The 26,538-nt window shown below is 57.8% G+C and carries 18 protein-coding genes and 1 pseudogene; 12 read left to right on the forward strand and 7 right to left on the reverse strand.

The window, feature by feature from the left end; all coding sequences use genetic code 11:
• Positions 1 to 43: 43 nt before the first annotated feature.
• On the reverse strand, positions 44 to 736 hold the full coding sequence (locus tag EN786_RS31500; protein WP_126080615.1) for a B12-binding domain-containing protein: 693 nt from the start codon (positions 734 to 736) through the stop codon (positions 44 to 46).
• A gap of 381 nt (positions 737 to 1,117) precedes the next feature.
• Complete coding sequence (locus tag EN786_RS31505) at positions 1,118 to 2,026, reverse strand: LysR substrate-binding domain-containing protein (RefSeq protein ID WP_126080616.1); 909 nt, start codon at positions 2,024 to 2,026, stop codon at positions 1,118 to 1,120.
• Between the two features lie 240 nt (positions 2,027 to 2,266).
• Between EN786_RS31505 and EN786_RS31510 the strand changes: the two genes are divergently transcribed.
• The 4 genes from EN786_RS31510 to EN786_RS31530 all read left to right on the forward strand — a co-directional run bounded on the left by EN786_RS31510 (position 2,267) and on the right by EN786_RS31530 (position 7,871).
• Positions 2,267 to 3,511 (forward strand): FAD-binding oxidoreductase, encoded by a 1,245-nt coding sequence (locus EN786_RS31510; RefSeq protein ID WP_245459658.1) that lies wholly within the window; start codon positions 2,267 to 2,269, stop codon positions 3,509 to 3,511.
• Between the two features lie 17 nt (positions 3,512 to 3,528).
• Positions 3,529 to 4,410, forward strand: a complete 882-nt coding sequence (locus EN786_RS31515; RefSeq protein ID WP_126080618.1) for a dihydrodipicolinate synthase family protein — start codon at positions 3,529 to 3,531, stop codon at positions 4,408 to 4,410.
• Between the two features lie 26 nt (positions 4,411 to 4,436).
• Positions 4,437 to 5,051 carry a short chain dehydrogenase gene (locus tag EN786_RS31520; RefSeq protein ID WP_126080619.1) on the forward strand — a complete coding sequence of 205 codons (615 nt, stop codon included), beginning with the start codon at positions 4,437 to 4,439 and terminating at the stop codon, positions 5,049 to 5,051.
• Between the two features lie 369 nt (positions 5,052 to 5,420).
• Positions 5,421 to 7,871, forward strand: coding sequence for an FAD-dependent oxidoreductase (locus EN786_RS31530; protein ID WP_126080621.1), 2,451 nt, complete (start codon positions 5,421 to 5,423; stop codon positions 7,869 to 7,871).
• Positions 7,872 to 8,373: 502 nt separating this feature from the next.
• On the opposite strand, the gene EN786_RS31535 is transcribed toward EN786_RS31530, so the two are convergent.
• The 5 genes from EN786_RS31535 to EN786_RS31555 all read right to left on the reverse strand — a co-directional run bounded on the left by EN786_RS31535 (position 8,374) and on the right by EN786_RS31555 (position 15,140).
• The gene (locus EN786_RS31535) at positions 8,374 to 9,567 is read right to left on the reverse strand and encodes a betaine/proline/choline family ABC transporter ATP-binding protein (RefSeq protein WP_126080622.1); all 1,194 of its coding nucleotides are present in this window, start codon (positions 9,565 to 9,567) and stop codon (positions 8,374 to 8,376) included.
• 86 nt (positions 9,568 to 9,653) lie between these two features.
• Positions 9,654 to 10,625: a glycine betaine/L-proline ABC transporter substrate-binding protein ProX gene (gene proX, locus EN786_RS31540; protein ID WP_126080623.1), complete on the reverse strand. Its 972-nt coding sequence runs from the start codon at positions 10,623 to 10,625 to the stop codon at positions 9,654 to 9,656.
• A gap of 27 nt (positions 10,626 to 10,652) precedes the next feature.
• On the reverse strand, positions 10,653 to 11,525 hold the full coding sequence (locus EN786_RS31545) for an ABC transporter permease subunit (RefSeq protein ID WP_245466464.1): 873 nt from the start codon (positions 11,523 to 11,525) through the stop codon (positions 10,653 to 10,655).
• A 367-nt stretch (positions 11,526 to 11,892) separates the two neighbouring features.
• On the reverse strand, positions 11,893 to 13,542 hold the full coding sequence (locus EN786_RS31550; protein ID WP_126080625.1) for an ABC transporter substrate-binding protein: 1,650 nt from the start codon (positions 13,540 to 13,542) through the stop codon (positions 11,893 to 11,895).
• A gap of 59 nt (positions 13,543 to 13,601) precedes the next feature.
• Entirely contained in the window at positions 13,602 to 15,140 is a 1,539-nt protein-coding gene (locus tag EN786_RS31555) for a trimethylamine methyltransferase family protein (protein WP_126080626.1), read from the reverse strand.
• Between the two features lie 293 nt (positions 15,141 to 15,433).
• Between EN786_RS31555 and EN786_RS31560 the strand changes: the two are divergent.
• The 8 genes and pseudogenes from EN786_RS31560 to EN786_RS31600 all read left to right on the forward strand — a co-directional run bounded on the left by EN786_RS31560 (position 15,434) and on the right by EN786_RS31600 (position 26,347).
• Positions 15,434 to 16,360: pseudogene (locus tag EN786_RS31560) on the forward strand (IS630 family transposase).
• 1,651 nt (positions 16,361 to 18,011) lie between these two features.
• Positions 18,012 to 19,046: a thiamine pyrophosphate-dependent dehydrogenase E1 component subunit alpha gene (locus EN786_RS31570; protein WP_206516851.1), complete on the forward strand. Its 1,035-nt coding sequence runs from the start codon at positions 18,012 to 18,014 to the stop codon at positions 19,044 to 19,046.
• Between the two features lie 23 nt (positions 19,047 to 19,069).
• Entirely contained in the window at positions 19,070 to 20,026 is a 957-nt protein-coding gene (locus EN786_RS31575) for a transketolase C-terminal domain-containing protein (RefSeq protein ID WP_206516850.1), read from the forward strand.
• Positions 20,019 to 20,258, forward strand: coding sequence for a biotin/lipoyl-containing protein (locus tag EN786_RS31580; protein WP_164762741.1), 240 nt, complete (start codon positions 20,019 to 20,021; stop codon positions 20,256 to 20,258). Before EN786_RS31575 ends, EN786_RS31580 begins: the two co-directional genes overlap by 8 nt.
• Before the next feature lie 135 nt (positions 20,259 to 20,393).
• Complete coding sequence (locus EN786_RS31585) at positions 20,394 to 21,137, forward strand: SDR family oxidoreductase (protein WP_126080629.1); 744 nt, start codon at positions 20,394 to 20,396, stop codon at positions 21,135 to 21,137.
• Between the two features lie 128 nt (positions 21,138 to 21,265).
• A complete protein-coding gene (locus tag EN786_RS31590) occupies positions 21,266 to 22,336 on the forward strand; it encodes a 2-oxo acid dehydrogenase subunit E2 (RefSeq protein WP_126080630.1) in 1,071 nt (356 codons plus the stop codon).
• A gap of 391 nt (positions 22,337 to 22,727) precedes the next feature.
• Complete coding sequence (locus EN786_RS31595; RefSeq protein ID WP_126080631.1) at positions 22,728 to 23,501, forward strand: SDR family oxidoreductase; 774 nt, start codon at positions 22,728 to 22,730, stop codon at positions 23,499 to 23,501.
• 818 nt (positions 23,502 to 24,319) lie between these two features.
• A complete protein-coding gene (locus EN786_RS31600; protein ID WP_126080632.1) occupies positions 24,320 to 26,347 on the forward strand; it encodes a CocE/NonD family hydrolase in 2,028 nt (675 codons plus the stop codon).
• Positions 26,348 to 26,538: the final 191 nt, after the last annotated feature.

Here is a 26,538-nt window from a genome sequence, read left to right on the forward strand (position 1 = left end):
CCGCAAACGACACCGGCGCCTTCAGGGTTGGCACCGCAGCCATTCAACTACGGGTGTTATGCTTGCGCTTCATGAAGTCCTTGGCGGTCTCGACAGCCACCGCCGCGTCGCGGCAATAGGCATCGGCGCCGACGGCCTTGCCGAATTCCTCGTTCAGCGGCGCACCGCCGACCAGCACGACATAGTCGTCGCGAATGCCCTTTTCCTTCATCGTGTCGATGACGACCTTCATGTAGGGCATGGTGGTGGTCAGCAGCGCCGACATGCCGACAATATCAGGTTTATGCTCTTCAATCGCCGCCATATACTTCTCGACCGCATTGTTGATGCCGAGGTCGATGACGTCGAAGCCGGCGCCTTCCATCATCATGCCGACGAGGTTCTTGCCAATGTCGTGGATGTCGCCCTTGACGGTGCCGATCACCATCTTGCCCTGCTTTGGCGCGCCGGTGGCGATAAGCAGCGGGCGCAGGATGAACATGCCGGCCTTCATCGCATTGGCCGACAGCAGCACTTCCGGAACAAACAGGATACCGTCGCGAAAATCCTCGCCGACGATGCGCATGCCTTCGACCAGCGCCTCGGTGAGCACCTTGTAGGGCGCCCATCCGCGCTCCAGCAGGATGGCCGTGCCTTCCTCAATTTCTTCCTTCAGCCCGTCATAAAGGTCGTCGTGCATCTGCTGCACGAGTTCCTCGTCGGACAGCTCGGAAAGGATGATCTCTTCGTCAGCCATGTTGGTTCACCTGATGCTCAATTCAAAGGAGGTCGGCGCCCCATCTCGATGGGGCACCGATCAGGCTTCCGGTTCGAAGCCTTGGGAGTTGATTTTCAGGCTGCCAGCCACTATTCCCGCAGGTGAATCTGGGAACCGGAAGACTGGCCTGTGCGGCGCCGGATTGCGGGAATATCAGTGTCCATCATCGCGTCACCCTCAGCGGAATGACCCGCATCCCGCGTCAAACATCAGTGGCCCGGCCGTCCAATAGGGGCGGACCCTAGCTTAATCTCGCGCTGATGATAGGCGCCGGCAATTGTCCTGAGAATGCGCAAAAGCTTTCGCTTGTCTTAAATCCAGTTTATATCCAGAGGCGGATAGGGTGAGGGGCAATTCAGGTCACGGGCGGAGTTCTTCAGACTGGACGAGAAACCAGTCAACCAAAATCTTGCATCTCTTGTTCTTGCTGGCATCCTCGCTGGCCAACAGAAAGAAGGCCCTGTCGGTCTGGATTTGGGTTGGCAATGGCTTGACCAGGAGGCGGTTGTCGAGCAACTGCTGGGCGGTAAGGGACCACCCCAATGCTATTCCTTCACCAGCCAGAGCCGCTTGAAGCGTTAGCTGGTAGTCATTGAACACGATATTGGGCTTGATGTCGCTGGCATCGCCGCCTGCCAACTCGACCCATTCGGGCCAATCCAGGCGCTTGCGAAAAGCATCGGACGAATGAATCAGTTGATGGTGGATCAGATCTTCGACGGCTTGGGGAGCGGGGTGCGACAGAAGATATGCCGGTGAGCAGACGGGAAAGATGATCTCGTCGCAAACGAACCAGCTGTTGGCCCTTTCAAAATTCCGGGGCCGCACCCAAACCGTCACGTCGATCTCATGATCTGGCTCGACATCGCGGTCGGTGGCGACCACCTTGATCCTGACGTCCGGATGCTCTTCCTGGAAATGATAGAGTTGAGGCGCGAGCCAATGTGCCGCCAGAGATGTCGAAGCTGCGAAAGTTATGTACTTCGTTCCGCGATCAGTGATGGTCTCAAGCCGCTGTTCCAGACGGCGGAAGCTGTTGCGCACCTCATCGTAGAGCTGCCTGCCGGGCTCGGTCAGCTGCACTCCCCGATTGTCTCGGACAAAGAGTGCCGTCCCGCAATGCTTTTCGAACATTTTGATCGAATGCGAGATACTTGGCTGCGTCACGTTGAGTTCGCTGGCCGCGTTCTTGAAACTCAGCGTTCGGGCCGCCGCTTCGAAGACGAAAAGCGAATGCGTCGATGGGACAAGATTGCGAAGCTTGGACATGAAGCAGGTCTATATCAGACCGCATATTTTCCGTCTACGAGACGAACGACACATCGTTTATTCGAAACAGGAACAAGCCAGAGCGAGCGGTGCACTACCCACCGGCCGCCTTCACCGAGCGAGTTGGCAGTGAACTCTTTGAATCAAACAAAGACAAGAGAGCGTATTGTCGTCCAAGCACCGCATCCGGAGCCAACAGTCTCAGGGTGGTACCGCACGTCGGGACCGGAGCTACCCTTAGTGCCGCAGCAAGGCGATGTCACATGCGATTGCCTGGTCATTGGCGGCGGCTGGATGGGGCTTCACGCGGCCCGCCGATTTGCCGAACTCAACCCCCAGTCTTCGGTAATCCTCGTCGACGCCGGACGTATCGGGGACAATGCATCGGGGCGGTGCATGGGCTTCGTCATCGATCTCGCGCACAATCCCCGAAAACGCGACTTCGTTGAAGACATTAGGGGAAACAAGGAAGAGCTGTACGTCAACCTTGAGGGCATCGCCTACATTCGAACCGCCGTCGAGGAGCATGGGGTAGACTGTGATTGGGACCCGCAGGGGAAATACCACAGCGCGGCCACGTCTCACGGCGTTGCCGATCTACACCGCTTTTCGGAGGCGCTCGATAAGCTTGGACAGAAGTACAGCTGGGTTGAAGCCCCTGAAATTCAGTCGATCACCGGCAGTAAGCACTACGTCAAAGCTTTGCATCACCCTGGCACGATTCTGGTCCAGCCTGCGAAGTATCTCAAGAACGCCGTAAACAGCCTCCCCGAGAACGTTACCATCCATGAAAACACCGCCATTGTGGCGGTCCAGTTCGGTGCGCCGAAGCACATCTGCGAGACGCCTGCTGGAACAATCAGGGCTTCGAAGGTCATCATCTGCGCATCGGGTTATCTGACGAGATTTGGCTTCTTCGAAAACCGAGCCATACCACTCTACACGTTCGCGAGCATGACCAGACAGCTCACTGAGAGCGAGCTTTCCAACGTGGGCAACAAGCGAACATATGGGCTTATTCCGGCCGATAGCTTTGGGACGACGGTGCGACGTACTATAGACAACCGTCTTTTCCTTAGAAACGTTTACTCGTATGCGACTAATTTCAAAACAACCAAACAAGATGTCCTTAGGGCGCGGACCCAGCAGCAGGTAGCATTTGACCGCCGATGGCCCGGGCTTTCGTCAATCGGCTTTGAGGCCAGCTGGGGTGGTCTGCTTACGCTCGCGCAAAATGGCGGCATGGTCTTCGGCGAGTTGGCGCACGACGTCTATGGTGCCGCCTTCTGTAATGGAACCGGCGTCGCTCGAGGGGCTGCCTTTGGCAAGGCTGTCGCCGAACTGGCCACGGGGCAATCTTCGGCTGTGATCGATATCCTGAAGACGCGGGCCGCTCCGAGCAGGACTTATCCGAGACTTGTCACATCAATGGGCGTCCGGTTCGTGACCGCTCTTCGTTTCAGGCAGGCAGGCGCGGAAGTCTAGCAATAAGAGGAACGGCAATGGCGGACCTGAAGGGCATCAATCTTGCAATGCAGACACCGTTCGAACCTACCGGTGCGATCGATTACGGCCTCTTCGAAGAGTTGATCGAAAAATACGTATCGGCGGGAGTTCACGGCTTGGTTCTTGGGGCAGGTACAGGCCAGCACCCTTACCTGACCGAGTCCGAATGCAATCGGCTCTACGAGCTCGGGGCGAAGCGCATCGCAGGACGCTGCAACGTTGTCTGCCAGACCTCGGCCCTGAATATGGACGAAGTCATACGGCGGTCACAGCAAGCTGAATCGGTCGGCGCGGACGCGCTGATGATTTTGCCGCCGTATCTCGAAGGTCCGTCAGACGAGGATGGAATTTTCAATTTCTACAGGGAAATCGACGCGGCGGTTGGCGTGGATATTGTGGGCTACAACATCCCGCAGGCTACCGGGATCGCGGTTTCGCCACGCCTTTTTGATCGACTGAGCGGTCTCAAGCATTTCAATTACATCAAAGATAGTGCCGGCGACTTCACCGTGCATCAGGAGTATCTGCAGACGGGAGGCAAGGTGCTAAATGGTTGCGATACAACAACCCTCTATGCGCTGATGGCAGGCGCGCGCGGTGTTATCTGGGGCGCAGCAAACTACATGCCTCTTGAGGCTGTCGAATTGTACAACCTTGTGGCAGCGAAGGATTTGGAGAGGGCTCTGGCACTTTGGCAGCGGATGCTGCCCTCGTTGCTTTTTATCTGGCGGGCACCATATACGCCTTCTGTTCTGAGAGCCGCGCAACTGCGCGGCCTCGGAACCGGGAATGTCCGCAAGCCATTGGCAAAACTCTCGGCGGACCAGGACATGGCGCTTCGCGCCGCACTTGCCCCGCTGTTTGAGGTCGCCTCCTAGCCGTCAGGATATCCAGGGGAGTCCCTATGCGAATTGTCCTGGTTGGTTCGACTGGGATTGTCGGGTCGGCCGTAGCGGCCGAACTTGGCAAGCGGCACAACATTATAGGAGTCGGGCGAACTAGCGGCTTATTCAACGTCGACATCGCCGAGCCGAACTCTATCGACCAATTATTCGACAAGATCGGTGCATTTGACGCGTTGATCTGCACAGCAGGGGCCGTGCACTACGCCCCGCTGAACCAATTCACGAATGAACAGTTCGAAATCGGGCTGCGCAGTAAGTTGATGGGGCAGGTCAATCTCGTAGCGAAGGGTCTCAAGCGTATCCGCGACCACGGATCATTTACCTTGACCTCGGGTCTAACCAACGAAGATCCCATCCGGCAGGGAAGCTCGTCCGCCCTGGTCAATGGCGCGTTAGACGGTTTTGTACGCAGCGCGGCAATCGAGCTTGGGCGGGGGCTGCGGATCAATCTGGTCAGTCCGACTCTCGTACAGGAGTCGGTTCAGCTCTACGGCGACTTCTTTCCTGGCACCGCGGCGGTGCCGGCGAGCGAGGTGGCGCTCGGCTACGTCAAGAGCGCAGAGGGCAGTCAAACGGGTCGAGTTTATCGCATGGGTTGGGTCAGAGACGCCTAATCTGACCAACAATGAACGTCGCGCTAACGGAGGACAAGCATGCCCAGGCAACTCTGCATCGGAGGTAGGTGGGAACTCGGTGGTAGAGCGGCCCAATTTCGATGTGACAAACCCTGCGCATCGTTCTGCGGAGGGGGCATCAACTTGTGGATGTCGCTCCATGAATAGGCAGCGGGTGGTCGGCTTAGAAAATGCCCATCAAGGCGCACTATCGTCGTTGCAGGCGACAGGTGAATGTGACGCAGGGCGCCACTTCACCCCCGTGCCAGAAGGCCATATCCGCATCAGCCTCTGCCAGCCCGAACCTATGCTGCAAGAAGCAGCGCTCCGGCTGCGCCGTTTCGCTTCCAGCTACCGCCGCGAGGCCGCATGACCGCCAAAGCCATTCCCGCCAAAGCAAGAGCGGTCATCATCGGTGGCGGCGTTTCCGGCTGCTCCGTCGCCTATCACCTGGCCAAACTCGGCTGGACCGACATCGTGCTTCTGGAGCGCAAGCAGCTGACGTCAGGCACGACATGGCATGCCGCCGGCCTGATCGGCCAGTTGCGCGGCTCGCAGAACATGACCCGGCTGGCGAAATATTCCGCCGACCTCTACGTCAAGCTGGAAGCCGAGACCGAGGTCGGCACCGGCATGCGCCAGGTCGGTTCGATCACCGTGGCGCTGACCGAGGAGCGCAAGCACGAGATCTACAGGCAAGCATCGCTGGCGCGTGCCTTCGATGTCGATGTCCGCGAGATTTCTCCCAATGAAGTCAAGCAGATGTATCCGCATCTGAATGTCTCGGACGTCGTCGGCGCCGTGCATCTGCCGCTCGACGGCCAGTGCGACCCCGCAAACATCGCCATGGCGCTGGCCAAGGGCGCGCGCCAGCGCGGCGCCACCATCGTCGAGAACGTAAAGGTCACCAAGGTCCATACCAGGGCCGGCCGCGTCACCGGCGTGTCCTGGGCGCAAGGCGAAGAGCAAGGCACGATCGAGGCCGACATCGTCGTCAATTGCGCCGGCATGTGGGCGCGCGAACTGGGAGCGCAGAACGGCGTCACCATCCCGCTACACGCCTGCGAGCATTTTTATCTCGTCACCGAGCCGATCCCCGGCCTCACCCGTCTGCCGGTGCTGCGGGTGCCGGACGAGTGCGCCTACTACAAGGAAGACGCCGGCAAGATGATGCTGGGCGCCTTCGAGCCGGTGGCCAAGCCGTGGGGCATGGACGGCATAAGCGAGGATTTCTGCTTCGACCAACTGCCTGAGGACATGGAGCATTTCGAGCCGATCCTCGAAATGGGCGTCAACCGCATGCCGATGCTGGCGACCGCCGGCATCCACACCTTCTTCAACGGTCCGGAGAGTTTTACGCCCGATGACCGCTACTATCTCGGTGAGGCGCCGGAGCTGTCCGGCTACTGGATGGCGACCGGCTACAATTCGATCGGCATCGTCTCCTCCGGCGGCGCCGGCATGGCGCTGGCGCAGTGGATCAATGACGGCGAAGCGCCCTTCGACCTGTGGGAGGTCGACATCCGCCGCGCCCAGCCATTCCAGAAGAACCGACGCTATCTCAAGGAGCGCGTCTCCGAGACGCTCGGCCTGCTCTATGCCGACCATTTCCCCTATCGGCAGATGGCGACCTCGAGGAATGTCCGCCGCTCGCCCCTGCATGAGCATCTGAAGGCGCGCGGCGCGGTGTTCGGCGAAGTCGCCGGCTGGGAGCGCGCCAACTGGTTCGCACGCGAGGGCCAGGAGCGCGAATACCGCTATTCCTGGAAGCGGCAGAACTGGTTCGACAACCAGCGCGAGGAACACCTCGCGGTCCGAAACAAGGTCGGCCTGTTCGACATGACCTCGTTCGGCAAGATCCGTGTCGAAGGCCGCGACGCCTGTGCCTTCCTCCAGAAGCTCTGCGCCAACGACATGGACGTCGCGCCGGGCAAGATCGTCTACACCCAGATGCTCAACCAACGCGGCGGCATCGAGAGCGACCTGACGGTCTCGCGCCTGTCGGAGACGGCGTTCTTCCTCGTCGTCCCAGGCGCCACGCTGCAGCGTGACCTCGCCTGGCTGCGCCGCCATGTCGGCGGGCAGTTCGTTGTCGTCACCGACGTAACGGCGGCCGAAAGCGTGCTCTGTCTCATGGGTCCGGATGCGCGAAAGCTGATCCAGAAGGTCAGCCCGAACGATTTCTCCAATGAGAAAAATCCGTTCGGCACATTCCAGGAGATCGAGATCGGCATGGGCCTGGCCCGCGCCCACCGCGTCACCTATGTCGGCGAGCTCGGCTGGGAACTCTATGTCTCGACCGACCAGGCAGCACACGTTTTCGAAGCGATCGACGAGGCCGGTGCCGATGTCGGCCTGAAACTCTGCGGCCTGCACACGCTGGATTCCTGCCGCATCGAAAAGGCTTTCCGGCATTTCGGCCACGACATCACCGACGAGGACAATGTGCTGGAGGCCGGCCTCGGCTTCGCGGTGAAGACCGCCAAGGGCGACTTCATCGGCCGCGATGCCGTGCTGCGCAAAAAGGAAGCCGGCCTGTCACGCCGGCTCGTCCAGTTCCGGCTTAAGGATCCAGAGCCCCTGCTCTTCCATAACGAGGCGATCCTGCGCGACGGCAAGATCGTCGGTCCGATCACATCAGGCAATTACGGCCATCACCTCGGCGGCGCGGTAGGGCTGGGTTATGTGCCATGCCGGGGCGAGAGCGAGGCCGATGTGCTGGCTTCATCCTACGAGATCGAAATCGCCGGCGAACGCTTCGCGGCGGAAGCATCGTTGAAGCCGATGTACGATCCGAAGGCTGAAAAAGTGCGGGCCTGAGTTACAAACACCTATAGGAATGAGTGGATAGCTGCGCAACGCGTCTTCGCAAGGGATGCAGCTTCGATACGTAACGCGAGCAATTATACGTCAAGCGTCTAGGTGTCCGTATCCCCAATGCCGTCTCTTGTTGGGAGACCTTGAAAGTAGTGATGCTGGCCAAGGCCCGAGAGATATCAGCCCTAACCGCGGTGGAGCGGCTCAAGGCCTTGTAGGCAGACGTCCTCAGTACCGGTCCCTACGATCGACCACAGCCGTGGGTGGGTGGCAAGTCTTCAATAGGACCAATTTAAATGTGTCAGATCGGCGGTGGTAAAATGGGCGTGCGGATTTAAAGCCCGTTGCGTCCACCGCGCGTGGATCGCCCGGGCGGAACGTAAGTCATCGCCGCGAAAGGGCGACGGCGGGGTCCTTCACGAAAGTAGTTTCAGACTGTTCAGCATGCAGGGCGCCGGGGCACTGCGCGAGCACTTCTACTAAGCACGGGACAAGGTCGGTTCGCTCATTTCTTGCCTTCGTCGCTGTGAGCAGAGAGCGCAGCTGTGTCCATATCGATTGATCTTCCAGAGCTTGTTGGGCGGATTGAGGGGGCAGAGCTGCCCCCGTACTGGCAAATTTTTCCCGATTTCAAACCACTCACGGCCTTGGGGCTCGATATCACGCCTTGAATTCCTGAAAACAGGGCGCGCCGGGTGACGACGCCCGCCGGCTCGCTGCCGTCATAGACTGCGATCAGATCGCCGCCATCCGCAGCGGTGCTGATCACAGCGGAGAGCTTGTCAGTGGTTTGCACGCGGGGGAGCGCTTGGAATTTCTTTTCAGAAAGCGTCGCTATGCTGTCCCGCGGCTGCATGATCTTCCTGGCAGTGACGAGATTGAGCAGCGAAATGCCTGAGACGAAATCAGCGACATAGCGGTCCTTGGGCGCGGTTACGATGTCTTCCGGCGTTCCCACTTGAACGAACTTACCATCCTTCATGATCGCAATACGATCGCCCAGGCGAATGGCTTCGTCGAGGTCGTGTGTGATAAACACCGTTGTTTTCTGGACGACCTTCGCGAGGTCTAGGAACTGCTGTTGGAGTTGGCGGCGGATCAACGGGTCGAGCGCTGAGAACGGCTCGTCCAGTAACAGGATCTGCGGGTCTGCCGCCATGGCACGGGCAAGCCCCACCCGCTGCTTCATCCCGCCCGAGAGCTCGTCCGGGTAACGCTCGCCCCAACCGCTCAAGTCAACGAGCTTGAGGTTTTCTTCCGCCACGCGGCGGCACTCCTTGCGTGATTTGCCTCGGAGTTCGAGACTGAGGGAAACATTGTCGTAGACGGTGCGGTGCGGCAGCAGCGCCATGTGCTGGAAGACCATGCCGACCGTCTCTGAGCGAAGGGTCCGGAGTTCAGACGGCGAAAGTTTGTTGATGGCATTTCCGCCGATCCGAACCTCGCCTGCGGTTGGTTCGATCAGCCGATTGAGATGGCGGACAAGCGTCGATTTCCCTGAGCCGGACAGCCCCATGATGCAAAAGATCTCGCCGGGCTCGACCGAGAAGGACACATCGGCCACACCCAGAACGCAATCGAATTCTTCAAGGACTTGCCTCTTGCTGAACCCGCGATCGCGGGCCGCCGCGAGGGCTTTCCCTTTGCGCGTCCCGAAAATTTTCCACAAGCCGGAACAGACGATGGCGGGTATAGTCATGTGCGGAACTCTCGATAGTGTGTTGTGCCTATCTTCAGACCGTAATCGGCCGGCGGATGCCGCCGGCCGATTTAAACCTCAGAGCCTCACTTGGCGGCCTTGGCTTCAGCGATCCACTTTTCCCAATCAGCGTGGTGAGCGGCGATCCAGTCGGTTGCGTGTTTCATGATCTGCTCGTTGCTCTTTTCACCATTGGCAACCTTTTGATTTTCCGCGTTGACGTCCGCAATCGGGATCTGCACGAGCTCAAAGAATTTCTTGGCTTTCGGGTTGGCTTTCAGCCAAGTCGTATTGGCGATGATCTTCTGGTCGTTCACGGCGAAGCCAAGATTCCCGAGGCCTTCAACAACTGTGTTGCCGGTCTCCGCGTCAGGAAGAGAGGTGTTCTTGACGTTGAGCCAGACAACCTCCTTGCCTGGGCGGAGAATGGCAGATACCCACAGCGGCGTCCAAGTGTAGTACAGTGTCGGCTTGCCAGCCTTGATGCGTTCGATCGCGTCAGGAATGATGGCGAAATAGCCGCCTTGCTTTTCCTCGACGGTATCACGCAGGCCATAGGCGTCGAGCTGATGCTCGATCACGCGTTCGCAGCCCCACCCCGGTTCGCAACCGTAGAGGTCTGCCTTTCCATTCCCGTCGATGTCGAAAAGCTTGGCCTTCTCGGGATCCTTGAGGTCCTCAAGATACTTGATGCCAGTGGCGTCGGCCGTTTTCTTATCGATCAGATAGCCCTGCAGGCTGTTCTTGATTAGGGTGCCGACGCTCATCAGCTTTTCATCGCCGCCTGATGCTTTCCAGAAAGTGTCGTGAAGCGGAACCCAGTGCACCGCATAAAAGGTGAGATCGCCGTTAGCTACAGCGGTATGCGCCAGCTGAACTTGAACCTGGGTCAGGTCAGCTATGTTATAGCCGAGCTCCTTGAGACCCTCATCCACGACAAATGTCTGGAACAGCTCTTCTGTCGCTCCGCTCCAGGCCGGCATGACCTGATCTGCCATTGCCGGCACCGCATAGCCAGCCATCACGGCCATGGCCAGCGCCACACATTTTATCTTCATCGTTTCCTCCCTGTGTGAGCAAATTGCTCAGCTTCTGTGACTAGTTGTTAAGGTGACGGCCCTGAAAAGTCCCACCGGACCTTGATGCCAGAGCTCGCCCGGCCTTCGCTTCTGTGTCGACAGCGAATGCGTGAAGCGATCCAGCACGATGGCCAGCGCGACGATGCCCAGGCCCCCGACTGTCGCCAAACCCACATCAAGACGGCCTATGCCGCGCAGCACCGTCTGGCCCAGTCCACCAACAGCGATCATCGAACCGATGACCACCATCGATAGCGACATCATCAGCGTCTGGTTGATGCCGGCCATGACGGTGGGTAGCGCAAGCGGCAGCTGAGCCTTCCACAGAAGCTGACGCTCCGTAGCGCCGAAGGCGCGCATGGCTTCGATCACCTCTTCCGGTACCTGCCGTATGCCGAGGTTCGTAAGGCGGATCAGCGGCGCAACCGCAAAAATTACCGTAACGATCACGCCCGGCACGTTGCCGATACCGAAGAGCATCACAATGGGAACCAGGTAGACGAACGCTGGAATGGTCTGCATCCCGTCAAGGATCGGACGCATCACCACAAATACTCGCTCGCTCCGCGCCGCCCAGATACCGAGCGGAATGCCAAGCATCACCGCTACGACGAGCGAAGTCAGCACAATTGAAAGCGTCGTCATGGCGTCCTGCCAGACGCCGATGAGACCCATAAAGATGAGAGCGCCGACGATAACCCCGGCGACCTTCCGTCCGCCGAACTGCCAAGCCGCCAGGCCCGCAACGATGATCATCACGACCGGAGGAACCGAATGGAGCGCTATGCCGAACCACTGCAGTAGAAGGTCGAAGGGCGCCTTGACCGATTGAAAGAACGGCCTGTAGTGATCAACAACCCAGCGCAGCCCGATAGTCATCCAATCAGCGAGAGGGATTACCCCGCACTCAAAAGGATCTAGTATTCCGCACTTACCCATGTTGCTGTTCTCCAGAAGCTTTCTCGCTCGAAAACTTGCTACGCCACCAGGGTCCAGGGGAATATCGCGGCGTCGCGCTAAAGTTAGTTGTGTGCAATAGGTGCTCCGGATTCCGCAAGGCCCTACGGCAGGTAGAGCTACTCTTCTATTCCTGAGCAGGTCGCACCGTTACCGACAGATGCGCAGTTCTCCCTGCTTCATGGTGCCATCGTCCAGACTTCACCGTCCTGTTCACCCGACGACGTCCATCTGGACACCACGCTCCGGACCAGGCCTGCCCTCCAGTCGGCGTGCTCGACTGGAGCCTTCAGGCGGCGAGCCAGACGTTCTGCAGATCCATTTGAAACGTCGGGTGAATTACGTAGTTCTGGACCTTTTTGTTCATGTGACCGAAGAGGCTTTGCCAGAACGGCTGGATGATCACTCCGGAGTCCTGCAACACGTCCTCGATGTTCTTCATAAACTCTTTGCGCTCGGCAGCGTCACTCACGGAGAAGGCCTTCTTGAGCTTGGCGTCAAACTCGGGGTTTGAATAAGCGGTCTCATTCCAGGCTTCGCCAGTGCGATAGGCCAATGCAAGAACCTGAACGCCGAGGGGGCGCATGTACCAGACGGTCAGCGAATATGGGTACTTTGACCAGTCATTCCAGAATGTCGAACCCGGAAGCACAGTACGTTTGACCTTGAAACCGGCCTCGCGCAGCTGGGCCGCGATGGCGTCCCCGGTGTTTTTCTGCCAATCCTCGTCGATCGAGATCAACTCATGCTCGAAGTCTGTATGTCCGGATTGAGCAATGAGTTTCCTCGCGCCCTCTACGTTCCGGCTCTTTTTGGGCAGAGCATAATATTCCGGATGAATTGGGCTGACGTGATGGTTTTCGCCGACCGTTCCCCGCCCTGCATAGCCGAGTTGAAGGACAGCGTTGTTATCGACCGCCATCTGCAGCGCGTTTCGGACCTTCTTGTCGTCATATGGTTTGTGGGCGGTGTTGGTGCGGCACACGAGCGTCGTTGCCGTTGCGACTTCCGATTTTACCAGGTCCATCTTGTCCAGAATGTCGATGAAGTCAGCCGGAGTCTCCAGATTGAGATCGACCTCCCCGGACTCGAAAGCAGCCACCGTCGCCTGGAAGTCGGTCCCATAATCGACGAACTGCACGCCATCGAGCAACGCCTCGCCGCCCCACCACTTGCCATCCTGCCGGCGTTTGACTTCAGCCTTGCTGCCGACCAAGTAGGATACCAGTTCAAATGGACCCGTCCCAATCGGCTTCGTGACTGGGTCGGCGCCGCCGGCATCGAAACTGGGGTGGACGATCAGCCCGGGATAGTCGGTGAAATTCGCGATTATGGCGATGTCGGGGTCGCTTAGCTCGAGTTTGACGGTATAATCATCGACCTTGACGATCGCTCCATCTCTCGCCTTGCCGTTCTTGGCATCGATAAGCCCCCCGACACGAGCGGCCATCGAGTTGCCCGAGACGCCCTTCTCGCACCACCGGGTTATGTTGAAGATTACGTCATCGGCGTCGAATGTATCGCCGTTGTTCCAGGTGACGCTCTTCCGGACGTGGAAGACATACTCCGTCGCGTCCTCATTGATCTCCCAGCTTTCCAGCAGAACAGGTTCGAACGTGAACTCATGTGTGTAACGGACGAGCGGCTCCAGCCAGCAACGAGAGATGTTGGCAAGTTCCACCCAGTCATAGGTACGCGGGTCTTTCTGCGCCTTGACGGGCATTGAGACGCGCAGAATTCCGCCCTTCTTCTGTTCAGCGGCGCGCACCGATTGGGGAAATGCCACGCCGATCAGGCTATAGGCCATCGCACCCGAGGCGCCGAATGTACTTGCAAGCGCAAGGAACTCACGCCGGTCCATCGTGCCTGCTTTGACCTCGCTCGCCATCTTATCGATGGAAGCTGGAACGCGATCCCCATTGCTTCTGAAAAACGCCATGTTTCTTCTCCCTAATTTTATTGTTCCCGGTCCATTTATTCATGGGCGCCTGGCTGGACTTAGGCGAGGCTCGGGGAAATATCCTCCTGGCGTTTCGCCACAAACGCATCGAGTTCCTCGCGGACGGCAGGGTCCATCGGCGGCTGCTCGTAGCTCGCGATGATTGCTGTCGCCTTCTCCCTGCAGCGCTGTGCCATGTCCTTGGAACCTTTGACCTTCCACTGCTCGTAGCTTAGGTAGTCGAGGATCTCCGGCGCGATGAACGCGTCCTTGAAGCGCTTGAGCGTGAAGGAATCTCCGAGATAGTGGCCGCCGGGTCCGATGCGGCGGACGGCTTCGAGCGCATCCTCGAAATATTCGAATGATATGCCCCGCGCGTATTTCTCGATGAGCAGGTTCTGTTCAGCATCGGCGATGAACTTCGCCATGCAGCACACCAGACCGGCTTCATCCCAGCCGCCGGCATGCATCATAAGGTTGGAGCAGGCGCTGGCGCCGGACATGTAGGCGATGGCTGATTCATAACCGGACTGGGCATCGAAGGTTTTGGCGGAGGATTGAGACGCAGTGGTTCGCCACGGCACGTTATAGCGCCTTGCCAGTTGTCCGATGACGGCGTTGATCAGAGTAACTTCCGGCATGCCGGACATGGGGGCGCCGCTGCGCATCGACACCGAGACGGAATATTGACCGTAGATCATCTTGGCGCCTGGCGCGGCAAGCTGAGTATAGGCCAGCGCGGCGAGCGCCTCCGCATTCAACTGGGCGATCGTGGCGGGGATGTCGGCGGGAGTGTTGGCGGCGCCGAGCACGAATGGAGACAGCAGCACGACCTGGTTCGCGTCGGCGAAGGCGCGAAGCCCTTCCAGCATGGTCGAATCCCAGACAAGCGGCGAGTTGCCCGACACGTGACCGATCATCACCGCGTTCTGATCCATGAATGCCTTGCCATGCACGATCTGGCCCATCGCGATCGAGTCGTCGGCACGTTGCTTTCCGGTCGTCAGACCGAAGAAAGGCATGTTGGTTTCCACCAGGCTCGAATGATTGATGTGCAGATGGCGCCATGGCACGGCGATGTCGGTCGGCTCGCAGGTGAACCCGCCCGCGATATGGAAACCGGGCAGCATCTGGGTCAGCCGGTTCATGTTCCGGAGATCCTCGATCGTGGATGCGCGCCGCACGCCCTGAAGATCGCGGATGTTTGGCGCACCCTGCATGACGCCGAAAGTCATTGTATCTGGCGCGATCTCGAAACGCTGTGACGGATCGCGAGACGTCATTTCAAAACGGGAAGGGGCCTTGGAGATGAGATCCATGACCATGTCGGCCTCGAGGCGAACGCGGTGTTCACGGACATCCGCCCCCGCCTCTTTCCACTGCCTGATCGCTGTCTCATCTCTGAATTCGATCCCGATCTCGCGTAGGATCGCCAGCGAAGCCTGATGAATGCGCTCAAGCTGTTCGGCGTTGACGGCCTCCACAGGTCGAATTCCGTACTTGATAGTCGAGACACGCGGCCTTCTTTCAGCCTCCCGTGCCGCAACCACCGAAGACCGGCCTCCGCGGCGTCGGTTTGCGGGAACGTCAGTGTCCATTCAGAGCCTCGCCCGCGATAGCGGAACGACCGGCGTCCCGCATTAAAACACTCGTGGCCCCGCCGTCTAAGAAGGCGTGCCGGATTTGTATCTTGCTGATGATAGGCGCGGGCAATAGCCTTGAGAATGCGCAAAAGGTTTCGCTAGTCTTAAACCCACTTTATGTCCAAGTCCCTCGGGCGAAAGCTTTTTGCGATCCCATCACACCACTAGAGCAGTTCGCGTTTTATCTGATTCGGGATTCCCAAGGATGAGCAAATCAGATTTGATGTTCTGACCGTTGGAGGTCGGGACTGACGAAGGCTTATTCGATGGATCTTCGGGAGCGAGCACTGGCCCGACTTGAAGAGGGCGAGACGAGCCGTGAGGTAGCTGCGGCTCTGAGGGTGGCGGTGTCGAGCGTGATCAAGTGGGCGGCGCGCAAGCGTCGCCTTGGCAGTGCGGCACCTGGCAAGATGGGCGGTCACCGGCCCTATCTGATCGATGGGAGCATCGTGCTTTCGTCCTGGGCTAGGTCGAGCGAGATGCCAACGTGACGCTTCATCAGTTGACGGCGGCACTGGCTGAACGTGGTCTCATCATCCACCCTGCGAGCGTCGGTCACTTCCTGCATCGCGAGGGCAAGAGTTTTAAAAAACCCATTCTGCCGGCCGAGCAGTTCAAGCCCAAGCTGATGCGCCGGCGAGCGCAATGGATGCGCTACCAGACCCGCATTGACCCTACGCGCTTGGTCTTCCTGGATGAACCATGGGTCAAGACAAACATGGCGCCATTGCGCGGCTGGGGTGTGCGCGGCAAGCGGCTGATGGCCCACGCACCATATGGCCATTGGAAGACCATGACCTTCATCGCCGCGCTACGCCATGATCGGGTTGGAGGCGCCTTGGGTCATTGACGGCCCTATCAATGCGCAGGCCCTCCGTGCCTATGTCGCAACCGAGCTCATCAAAGCCCTGAAGCCGGGGGACATCGTCATTCTCGACAATCTCGGTTCCCACAAAGGCCAAGCCGTCCGCGATATCGTCAGAGCTGCTGGGGCGCGGCTCTTCTTCCTGCCGCCCTACAGTCCAGATCTCAATCCAATCGAGAAGCTGTTTGCTAAGCTCAAGCACTGCATCCGACCGTGCCGCCAAACGATCACAACGCCATCGCCCACACCCCAGGTCAGCCCAAACGAATGCAACAACTACATGGAAAGCGCAGGCTATAAGTCAACCTAAATGCGAACTGCTCTAGGACTGCAGAACCTGTGGACGTCGTTCCGCTATTCCTCTCGTGCCGTTCGGACTAATGCTGCCCGGGCCGGCCGCGTACGGTCGTTAGGCTCCCCCTTTCCAGGCGCGTATGGGATGGACTTTCGCGATCCCTCGCTGCGGGCATCGTGTCAGCGCAAAAATTGAATGCTCCTACGAGCGGCTTTAAGCTTGTCATGAAGATGGTCTATGTCGGGCAGCAATCTTTCGCCTGTCAAAGCACTAGCGTCTGGAATAAAGAGCGGCTGATTGCAGTAGAGTTCTTCGAACAGGCCTGAGAATTGAACCATCTGACCAGGAAGTGGCATTCAAATCGCGATTGCGGCGTGGTTGCTTGCGCATTCCGTGCCCTCATTGGCAAATAGCCGTTTGGACGGACAATTGAAGGTGCGCCCATGCATCGGCACGATCGACCTCGGAGCGTTTCTATCACGACTCGCGGCTGTTTGAAGATGTCCTTGGGTAAATTATGAACAAGGGGAAAGGTTCTCGACATGACGTTGCCCGATCAGTTCAAGCGCACTGTAGTCATTGCGGTGGATTTACATGACTGCATCGAAGCGGATGGGGCATGGTCGATCTACAATCGAGAAGAGCTGCTGCGGAGTGCCAAGACAGCTCTCCGATGCATGCCGTGCAGCGGGGCTGCCTATTGTCTATACACAGAATTGGTATGATCCAAGAGGAGTAGACGCGCTACGTCACGAGGCTTTGAACGGCGGACGCCCATCACATAGCGTCGGGCAGGCTGCCGAGATTCATCGTGGACCTGAAACCGGAAGCTAGCCTTGTACGAAAGCAGCGTCCCAGCGCGTTCTACAACACGAATTTGGAGATTTTGCTGCGCCGATTGAATGCGGACCATCTTATAATGTTCGGAGCTTAAGCGAGGTTTGTTTGGAAACGACAGTGTGAGACGCGATTTCGCGCGACTACCGCATCAGGATTTTCAAGGATGCCTGCGGCACCGCGACTGAACTGATGCATATGACGCCATGCTTGACTTGGCCAACTGGCTTTACGCAGGCTCGGTGATCACCGCGGACAACCTAAAGAGGGCTCTGGAGGGTATGCCAACAAGGATTGGCGCTTCGATAGGCCCACTGCATTTGCTTACACACTGGAAAACGTTAAATCCTCTCTACAGCTCCCTTTGAGAGAGACGGCCTCTCAATTGGAAGCCTTTTAAGCAGGCCTATCGCGAAGCCAACCGCCGGCGCGTCAGCCGATCCGGGCAGTAAAAGTTGGGTGGACAGAACTGGGCGGTCAGTTCACGCCGCTGCTGCATAGGGAGGAACCCGGTTCGCGGCACTGCTACAGTTGCCTTTCAGGTTCTGTCATGTGCGGATCTTAACGCGTCACGTTGAGTTCGCTGGCCGCGTTCTCGTACTTCATGCGCGGCCACCGGTCCACGGCGAGAAGCGATTACCTCGGGTGAAGATTGTGAGGCTTGATATCAATCAGGTCTATACCCGACGCCATCCTTTCAGTCTACGAGACGCCCGGAATATGGTTTATTCGAAAAGAGTTATTCTGGGCTTGCGTGCCGCGACAATCTTGGTCGGCGATAGGTATCGAGTAGCCACATCGACAACGGGTTTGACCGGAGTAGATCAACTTGGAACACAAAATAGAGGCGTCGACGTCTAACATTATGCCTGCTCAATTCGCGAGAAGCTTGTATTACGACATGGCGCGTATCAGGCAGTTTGAGAACCGGGTCGTCACCCTAGTCGATGACAACGAGATCGCCGGCGTATGTCACGAGTACAGCGGGCAAGAGGCGGTTGCGGTTGGTATTTGCGGCGCACTCACGACTTCAGACATCGTCACAAGTACCCATCGAGGGCATGGCCACACACTGGCGAAGGGCGGCGACGTTGGCAGAATGTTTGCTGAGCTGCTCGCGCGAACGGGCGGATACAATAAGGGTCGCGGCGGATCCATGCACATTGCTGACGTCGGGATTGGAATATTTGGGGCGAATGGTATCGTCGGCGCTGGAGCCCCTATAGCCTGTGGTGCGGCTCACAAATTCAAAGCTGCTCGCGAAAACCGCGTTGCTGTTTCATTCTTCGGCGACGGAGCAATCAACCAAGGGGTCCTCCACGAGGCGATGAACCTCGCGGCGATTTGGGATCTTCCTGTCATTTTCGTCTGCGAGAACAATCAGTACGCGATCTCGACGCCTCTCAAAGAAGTCACGATCCTAGACCCTTACGTTCGCGCCCAATCCTACGGAATGCCTGGTGTGTGCGTCGATGGCATGGACGTCGAGGCCGTTTATCACGCTGCTCTCACTGCTACGGAACGCGCTCGGACCGGCAAAGGCCCAACGTTCATTGAGTGTCAAACCTATCGCTACTTTGGGCATTATACAGGCGAGCGTCACATGAAGATGAACTATCGATCTCAAGAGGAAGTCGATCGCTGGAAGTTGCGGGACCCTATCAAGATCTGGGCGGCGCGTATGATGGAAAGTGGCTTGTGCGCTCAAGAAGACATTGAAGCTATCGATGCCGAGGTCAACATTGAGATCGATCGGGGCGTCGAGTTCGCTAGGAGCAGCCCCCCGCCGAACCCGGCCGAGGCTCTCGATTGCATGTATGCCGTGCCGTATCCGAACACTCCGGCATGGGGAGTAGAGCCGTGAGACAGCTGAGATTTCTTCAGGCCATGAACGAAGCCTACCATCAGGCCATGGGGGCAGATGAGAGTGTCATGATTATCGGGGAGGACATTCGAGGTGGAATTCGCGGTGAGACGAAAGGCCTCCATGGCGCTTTCGGCGATCTCCGCGTACTCGACACACCCATTTCCGAGGCAGCGTTCACCGGCTTCGCTACGGGGGCGGCTTTGGCCGGTTTGCGCCCAATCGTTCAGTTTCAAGTTCCCTCACTGATTTACGTCGCATTCGACCAGCTAGTCAATCAAGCGGCGAAGATGCGATTGATGTTAGGAGGTCAAGCAAATCTTCCAATCACTTACACGCTTATGGTGTCTGGATCGCGGGGTGGAAACGCGGGCCAGCACTCAGACAATCCCTATCCGTACCTCCTACACGCTGGCTTCAAGGTTGTTTGCCCTTCGAATGCCTACGACGCCAAGGGCCTCATGATCCAGGCGATCCGCGAAGACGACCCCGTCGTTTTCATAGCATCAGCCATGTCGCTTCCGCAAAAGGGTCCGGTGCCGGAGGAAATCTATGCCGTCCCTTTCGGTTGCGGTGACGTTAAGCGTGAAGGATCCGATGTCACAGTCATTGCTATCGGGCATTTAGTGCCCGAGGCTCTAGCTGTCGCTGAGCGCCTCGCCCAGGAGAAAAACATCAGCGTCGAAGTGTGGGATCCTCGGTCTCTCTTGCCGCTTGACAGGGAAGGGCTGTTGAAGTCCGTCAAGAAAACTGGCCGCGTCGTAATCTACGACGACACGAACCGTACTTGTGGGTTCGCCGCCGAATTGAGCGCAATAATAGGGGAGCTGGCGTTTTCATCTCTCAAGGCCCCGATCAAGCGTGTCACGCGAGCTGACGTTCCTATGCCGTTCAATCTTGCGCTCGAAGCTGCTGTTCTGCCGAAGCCGCAGCAACTGGAAGACGCGATCTTAGCCGTAAGGAGCTATGCTCATGTTTGAAGTTCGTATCCCGAAGATGGGTGCATCGACGGTCGAGGTTGATCTTACGAAGTGGTATGTTTCGGTCGGCACCTCGGTCGTTCCGGGTCAGATTCTAGCCGAAGTGGAGTCGGAAAAAACTAACATTGAGATAGAGGCGGAGACCGCAGGCGTGGTTGCCGAAATCCTTGTTGATGAAGGGTCAGCGACGGAAGTCGGAATCGTCATCTGTCGCATCAACACCGGGCAGTAGAAAAGAATCACGGTTCGTTACTTATCTGACTAAACTTCAGAACCTCCGGCGATTTAAGTGCCACTCCTGGCTGCTTACGTCTGCATACCCATTGGTTAGTATTCGGAGTCAACTGCTCGTTGCTGTAGGACTACCATGACGCGGGACAAACGCTTCGAAGGCAAGACGGTTTTGATTACTGGTGGAGCTCGAGGTCAAGGTGCGGCGGAAGCCGTCCAAATCGCAACGGAGGGAGGGCGGGTTGTCATCGGCGACCTCCTAGACGAGCAGGGCGAACAACTTGCAGCGACTATTGGTGAAAAAGCGTCATACGTGCATCTCGACGTCACTAGCGAGCAAGACTGGCGAAGCCTGATCCGCTGTCTGGAGGGGGAGGGGACGGGACTTCATGGTCTGGTCAACAACGCGGCGATTTATGAACCCGTGCCAATGAGGGATTCGAGCGTCGCGCTCTTCGAAAAGCACTTCCGTGTGAATCAGTTGGGTTGCTTCCTCGGTATGCGGGAAGTCTCACCTCTGATCGAGGCATCCGGCGGTGGCGCAATAGTAAACATCTCGTCTGTCGCCGGGATGCGCGGAAGTCGAACTTGTATGGCCTACTCCGCGACGAAATGGGCCCTTCGAGGCATGACAAAATGCGCGGCCCTAGAGCTTGCGCCAGCAGGAATCCGCGTCAATTCTATCCACCCCGGGTGGGTGGAAACCGACATGCTGCTCGCCGAGGATCCGTCCGACAGAGAGCGCCAGTACGCGCTCATTCCGCTCAAGCGGGCCGGGACGGTCGACGAGGTGGCCGACCTCGTTCTCTTCCTGCTCTCGAACGAGAGCCGCTACATTACCGGGGCGGAGATCGCGATCGACGGAGGACTGTTGCTGTGAGCATTTGAGCCTTCTTAGCCCCAACATCCGTTCAGCTCGAAGATTTTTCCGCTTCGTACCCCAAGCAGAGCAGCCCGAACCCGCAAACCGCTAGCCCGCTAGATACCTCAAAAGCCACAGTAGAGCCGATGCCTATCAACGTCAGAATGCCGGCCTTCGTTTCCGATATGGGAGCAGCCACCATTGTAAAATGGATGTTCAACGAGGGGGACGACATAAAGGCCGGAGATGTTTTGGCTCAAGTATCAAGCGGTAGCGATACAGGAGAGATCAAGGCCGCTGCCGGCGGTACTCTGGAAAGGATTGTCGTTCCGGAAGGCGCTAACGGTCTAAAAGTCAGGGACCTGGTCGCCGTTCTTGCCATAAAGACTGAAGCTGGTTCGGTTGCCGCAGCCCCTGGACAACGGTCCGACGCGCCTGGAGGCCCTGCTCCTGCAGCGTCGTCTGGAAGCAAAGGTGCCAAGGACGACGCTGTTCTTAAGCTGTTTGAGGGCGGATCATATGAACGCATACCTAACGACGGGATGCGAAGGACGATTGCACGTCGTCTGCTGACCTCGAAGCAAACCATTCCGCATTTCTATGTCGCAGTGGATTGCGAGATCGATCAGCTTCTAGGACTGCGCTCCCGACTCAACGGTGCGGCGCCTAGGGCCGCGGACGGACTGCCGGTCTACAAGTTGTCCGTCAATGACATGGTGATAAGGGCCTTGGCGCTTGCGCTGCGTGACGTTCCGGACGCGAATGTCTCCTGGACCGAGGGCGCTATTCTTAAACACCAGCACGTCGACATAGGGGTAGCTGTCTCGATCGCAGGCGGTCTGATCACGCCGATCATACGCAAGGCTGAACAGAAAACACTTCAAGTCATTTCCGCCGAGATGAAGGACCTCGGCAAACGCGCGAGAGATCGCAAGCTAAAGCCTGAAGAATATGAAGGCGGCACGACATCGATCTCGAACATGGGCATGATGGGGGTCAAAGAGTTCGCTGCCGTGATCAATCCCCCCCACGCTACGATTCTGGCAGTCGGTGCGGGCAGACAGCATGTAGTCGTCAAGAGCGGTTCAATGGCCATCGCAACGGTGATGAGTGTTACCCTTTCCATCGACCATCGCTGTGTGGACGGCGTGCTCGGAGCAAAGTTGCTGCAGATATTTAAGAGCTATATTGAAAATCCTATGAGCATGGTCGCCTGAGCATGAGGTCCAAGTTTGGCAACTAGACGCTTGCGTTATGGCCGGCGAAGGTAGCGTATTCGCGATCTTGCGCATGAGCGGCTGGACATAAGCTGGGTTTACGGCCAGCGAATCCTTTTGCGCATTCTCAGGACAATTGCTGGCGCCTATCATTGCAAGCCAATTGGCCAGGCTGCCTATACGGGTTGTTTCTGCGGCAGAATGTTGATCCCTGTCGGACGGTGCTGGACAATGTCATTCCGTATCCGTGTCGCGGGGCCGTTTTAGTGATGATAGCCGGCAGAGTGGCACAGACCCGCAAAAGCAACAACGGGCGCCACCCGTATCGGGATCATGATCCCGGTCAATTTATTGGGGCGAGGCCAACATACAAACTTGGATCAAAGGCAGCATGGATTATCTGAAGAAATTCGACCTGTCCGGCAAGCGTGCAATTGTAACCGGAGGGGGGCGCGGTATCGGGCTTGAAATCGCTCACGCTCTCGGCCAAGCGGGCGCGTCAATTGTCATCGCGGACTTGGACGCGAATAGCGCTGCTGCCGCTGCGGCCAAACTCGCATCATGCGGTATCGCGGCAAGTCATCGCGGCATCGATGTGGCAAAGCCGGATGCGGTTACGGCGCTCGCCGACGAACTGAATGCCGAACAGCCGATCGACGTCCTTATTAACAATGCCGGTATAGCCCGGATAACCGAGGCCCTCGACACTTCCGACGCGGACTGGCTGGCAACGATGCGGGTCAATTCGGATGCTGCATTTTGGTGTGCGAGGGCCTTTGGCCGGCACATGATCGCCCGTCGCTGGGGCAACATCGTGAACATCGGATCCATGTGCGGCATGATAGTGACGCAGCCACAGAACAACACCGCCTATATTACCAGTAAGGGCGCCATTCACATGATGACGAAGTCGCTGGCCTGTGCCTGGGCAAAGCATAATGTGCGAGTAAATGCGGTAGCTCCAGGATATGTTACAACAGAGATGACAATTTCCCCGAGGAATGAAAGCTCATTTCAGTATGATCGATGGTTAGAGCAGACTCCGCTGGGAAGAATGGGCGAGTCCCATGAAGTTGCATCCGCGGTGCTGTTTCTTGCCAGCCCTGCATCAAGCTATTGCACGGGAGCCATCCTGTCCGTTGATGGCGGCTATACATGTATGTGAGCGACGGATAATTCATTGGAAGTGACTAACTGCCGCGTCAGTAAGATGTCACTTCAGAATCAATATAAGCGTATCGATTTGGGGGAGTGGAATGTTGGTGCAGGTGCGTCGGGTGCGGAGCCACCTAAGAGCTTAAAATCGTGGCGTGAAGGATAACTTGGACGTTCGGGTTTTAGAGAGAGATCTCGTTGGGGAAAACGGGCCATGGCCTGCTATTTGGCGCATTAACCGCCGCTGATCCGCCTGCATCCGCCGGCCGGTCGCGGTTGCGGGAAGAACATCCGCTGGCTGGCCGGAGTCAAATAAAGTCGTATAGCCGGACGATGCGTGACGATCCTGCGCAACCGCGGAATACGGATCTCCATTGCGAGATTTGTCGGGCTATCACTAAAGGCTGAGAGGTGCCCCAGATAGGCTGATGGGAAGTTGATGGCAAACTAGGCTCGGTGAGGCGACCGGTCTCACGCCACCATGACATCCCGCCGCTCGGGTGTTGGGCCGAGCCTTGACGCGCTCCATGCGAGAGCCAAGTTGACCTAAGTCTGCGCGAAACCTGTCACTCGGGACTAAGGCTAGCGAGCGCAACGTTTGATATGAATCGGCTTTATGCCAGTCGCGAGCTTTTCAGTCTGCGACTCTTCAGCCTCGTCGTCTATTCGAGGTGAGGACGAGGACGGCGCTCGCAACTTGGTCGCCGGTCCCCCTTCGACGAACACGGGTATCCCTGCCACCGCTTTTGTTCCAGCAGGTTACCCGCCGCCTTCTTGCTGAACCTCAAGGGCAGTTCGGCAAGCGCGAACGCATATGAGGATTGGACCATGGATGACATCCGCGTTGTTACCGACTTCCCCCGCAAAGTGCGCGAGATCGAGAATGTCTGGATCCCGATGCCGGACGGGGTAAAGCTCGCTGCCCGCCTCTGGTTGCCGGAGGACGCCGAGGCGGACCCGGTCCCCGCCATCCTCGAATACCTGCCCTATCGAAAGAGGGATGGGACTGTGGAGCGCGACCAACTCACCCATCCATACTTCGCCGGGCATGGCTATGCAGGTGTGCGCGTGGACATGCGCGGTTCGGGTGATAGCGAAGGGGTCTGCAGGGGCGAATATCTCAAACAAGAGCAGGACGACTGTCTTGCCGTGATCGAATGGTTGGCGAAGCAATTATGGTGCTCAGGCAGTGTCGGTATGATTGGCATCTCCTGGGGCGGGTTCAACAGCCTTCAGGTTGCTGCCCGCCGTCCGCCAGCCCTCAAGGCGATAATCTCGCTGTGTTCGACCGACGATCGATACCGGGATGAATGTCACTATTTCGGCGGCGCGCTTATGTGCGAAAATTTGATGTGGGGGGCAGCGGCTTGGGCGATTGCCATGACCCCGCCCGATCCAGCTCTTGTGGGAGAACGCTGGCGTGAGATTTGGGAAGAGCGGCTCAACGGCAACGGGATCTGGCTGCAAGACTGGTTCGCGCACCAGCGTCGGGACGATTTCTACAAGCATGGTTCTATCTGCGAGGACTATTCCAACATCGAGATTCCTGTCTACGCGGTGGGTGGCTGGGCGGACGCCTATCCCAACGCCATCTTGCGCATGCTCGAGAACCTGCCGGGACCTCGCAAAGGCCTGATCGGCCCTTGGGCTCATAAGTATCCTCACATCGCCATGCCCGGGCCTCGCATCGGCTTTCTCCAGGAATGCTTGCGCTGGTGGGACCAGCATCTTAAAGCCATCCACACCGGCGTTGAGGACGAGCCGATGTTGCGCGCGTGGATTCAGGATCCTTTGCCCCCCGCCGCCATCTACGACGAGCGGCCAGGCCGTTGGATCGCTGAGCCTTCCTGGCCGACGGCGAGCATTGTCGAAAGACGGCTGTCGCTCTCACCGGGACTTCTTGCCGAAGGAGATGGCAGTGATGCTGTTCTTACGATCTGTTCACCGTCCACTTCGGGGCTATCATCCGGTGTTTGGTGCGCGTATGGCGCAGTGCCGGACCAGCCCATCGACCAGCGCATGGAAGCCGGAAACGCCTTGGTATTCGAAACCGAGCCTCTTCTGGAGGAGGTAGACCTTCTCGGCTTCCCCGAGCTTGAGGTAACCCTCTCTTCCGACAAAGCAGTGGCAATCCTATCGGCCACGCTTTCGCTCGTGTTTAAGGACGGCTCGGCCACCCGTGTGAGCTATGGCATTCTGAATTTGACCCATCGCCACGACGACCTCGATTTGAAGCCAATGACGCCCGGTAAGGCTGAAGCAATACGCCTGAAGCTGCGGTCTTGCGGGCAACGCTTTGAAAAAGGGCAACGCATAAGGCTCGCCATCGCCACCAGCCATTGGCCTATTGTCTTTCCTAGTCCAGAGAGGGCAAGTCTATCAATACATTGTGCGGCCAGCAGGCTTATCTTGCCGGTGCGCAAAGCGAATGCCGTAGACTCCAAACTTGTACCGTTTCTGAAGCCAGAGAGTGCTCGGCCGATGGCAACAGAGACTATTAAGCCTGGTAAACCTTTCTGTCGCGAGGTAATCACCAACCAAGCCACGGGCGAGACAACTTTCCGGATGGCGAGCGACGCGGGGACCGTGGTGCATCCGCACACCGGAATGGTCATTTCGGCTAAGCACAGTGACACACTTACCATGCATCCCGACGATCCGAGCTCGGCGCGCGGAACCTCCAACTGGGAAAAGTCGTACGCCCGCGGTAACTGGAACGTGCATATTGCGCTCTCGGCCACTGTCCGCGCGCTGCGCGACGTATGGCGCATCGAGACACATATCGTGGCGAAGGAAGGCGACAAGCTTTTACTTGAACGAGACGACGTCAAGGAGTTCGCTCGGGACTTAAACTGACCGGTACTGGTCCCGCTCGGCCGGGGTTCAAATGTCGCTTTTTACAACGAGATAGTAGGTATTGACGCGTTCCAACCAGCAGTGAGGTTCACGCCATCTCCGCAACTTCTGAAGGAAAGAGTGCTGCGTCGGCAACTAGGCCGAGAGCTCATGACATAAACAGAATTTATGCCTGACGGTATCTTTTCCGC

Source organism: Mesorhizobium sp. M4B.F.Ca.ET.143.01.1.1 (assembly GCF_004792275.1).
Classification (GTDB): domain Bacteria; phylum Pseudomonadota; class Alphaproteobacteria; order Rhizobiales; family Rhizobiaceae; genus Mesorhizobium; species Mesorhizobium abyssinicae.

Bases quoted from the DNA above. Each gene is read 5' to 3' on its own strand.
- EN786_RS31500 (WP_126080615.1), bottom strand. From the start codon at position 736: ATGGCTGACGAAGAGATCATCCTTTCCGAGCTGTCCGACGAGGAACTC.
- EN786_RS31505 (WP_126080616.1), bottom strand. From the start codon at position 2,026: ATGTCCAAGCTTCGCAATCTTGTCCCATCGACGCATTCGCTTTTCGTC.
- EN786_RS31515 (WP_126080618.1), top strand. From the start codon at position 3,529: ATGGCGGACCTGAAGGGCATCAATCTTGCAATGCAGACACCGTTCGAA.
- EN786_RS31520 (WP_126080619.1), top strand. From the start codon at position 4,437: ATGCGAATTGTCCTGGTTGGTTCGACTGGGATTGTCGGGTCGGCCGTA.
- EN786_RS31530 (WP_126080621.1), top strand. From the start codon at position 5,421: ATGACCGCCAAAGCCATTCCCGCCAAAGCAAGAGCGGTCATCATCGGT.
- EN786_RS31535 (WP_126080622.1), bottom strand. From the start codon at position 9,567: ATGACTATACCCGCCATCGTCTGTTCCGGCTTGTGGAAAATTTTCGGG.
- proX (WP_126080623.1), bottom strand. From the start codon at position 10,625: ATGAAGATAAAATGTGTGGCGCTGGCCATGGCCGTGATGGCTGGCTAT.
- EN786_RS31545 (WP_245466464.1), bottom strand. From the start codon at position 11,525: ATGACTATCGGGCTGCGCTGGGTTGTTGATCACTACAGGCCGTTCTTT.
- EN786_RS31550 (WP_126080625.1), bottom strand. From the start codon at position 13,542: ATGGCGTTTTTCAGAAGCAATGGGGATCGCGTTCCAGCTTCCATCGAT.
- EN786_RS31555 (WP_126080626.1), bottom strand. From the start codon at position 15,140: ATGGACACTGACGTTCCCGCAAACCGACGCCGCGGAGGCCGGTCTTCG.
- EN786_RS31575 (WP_206516850.1), top strand. From the start codon at position 19,070: ATGAACGAAGCCTACCATCAGGCCATGGGGGCAGATGAGAGTGTCATG.
- EN786_RS31580 (WP_164762741.1), top strand. From the start codon at position 20,019: ATGTTTGAAGTTCGTATCCCGAAGATGGGTGCATCGACGGTCGAGGTT.
- EN786_RS31585 (WP_126080629.1), top strand. From the start codon at position 20,394: ATGACGCGGGACAAACGCTTCGAAGGCAAGACGGTTTTGATTACTGGT.
- EN786_RS31590 (WP_126080630.1), top strand. From the start codon at position 21,266: ATGCCTATCAACGTCAGAATGCCGGCCTTCGTTTCCGATATGGGAGCA.
- EN786_RS31595 (WP_126080631.1), top strand. From the start codon at position 22,728: ATGGATTATCTGAAGAAATTCGACCTGTCCGGCAAGCGTGCAATTGTA.
- EN786_RS31600 (WP_126080632.1), top strand. From the start codon at position 24,320: ATGGATGACATCCGCGTTGTTACCGACTTCCCCCGCAAAGTGCGCGAG.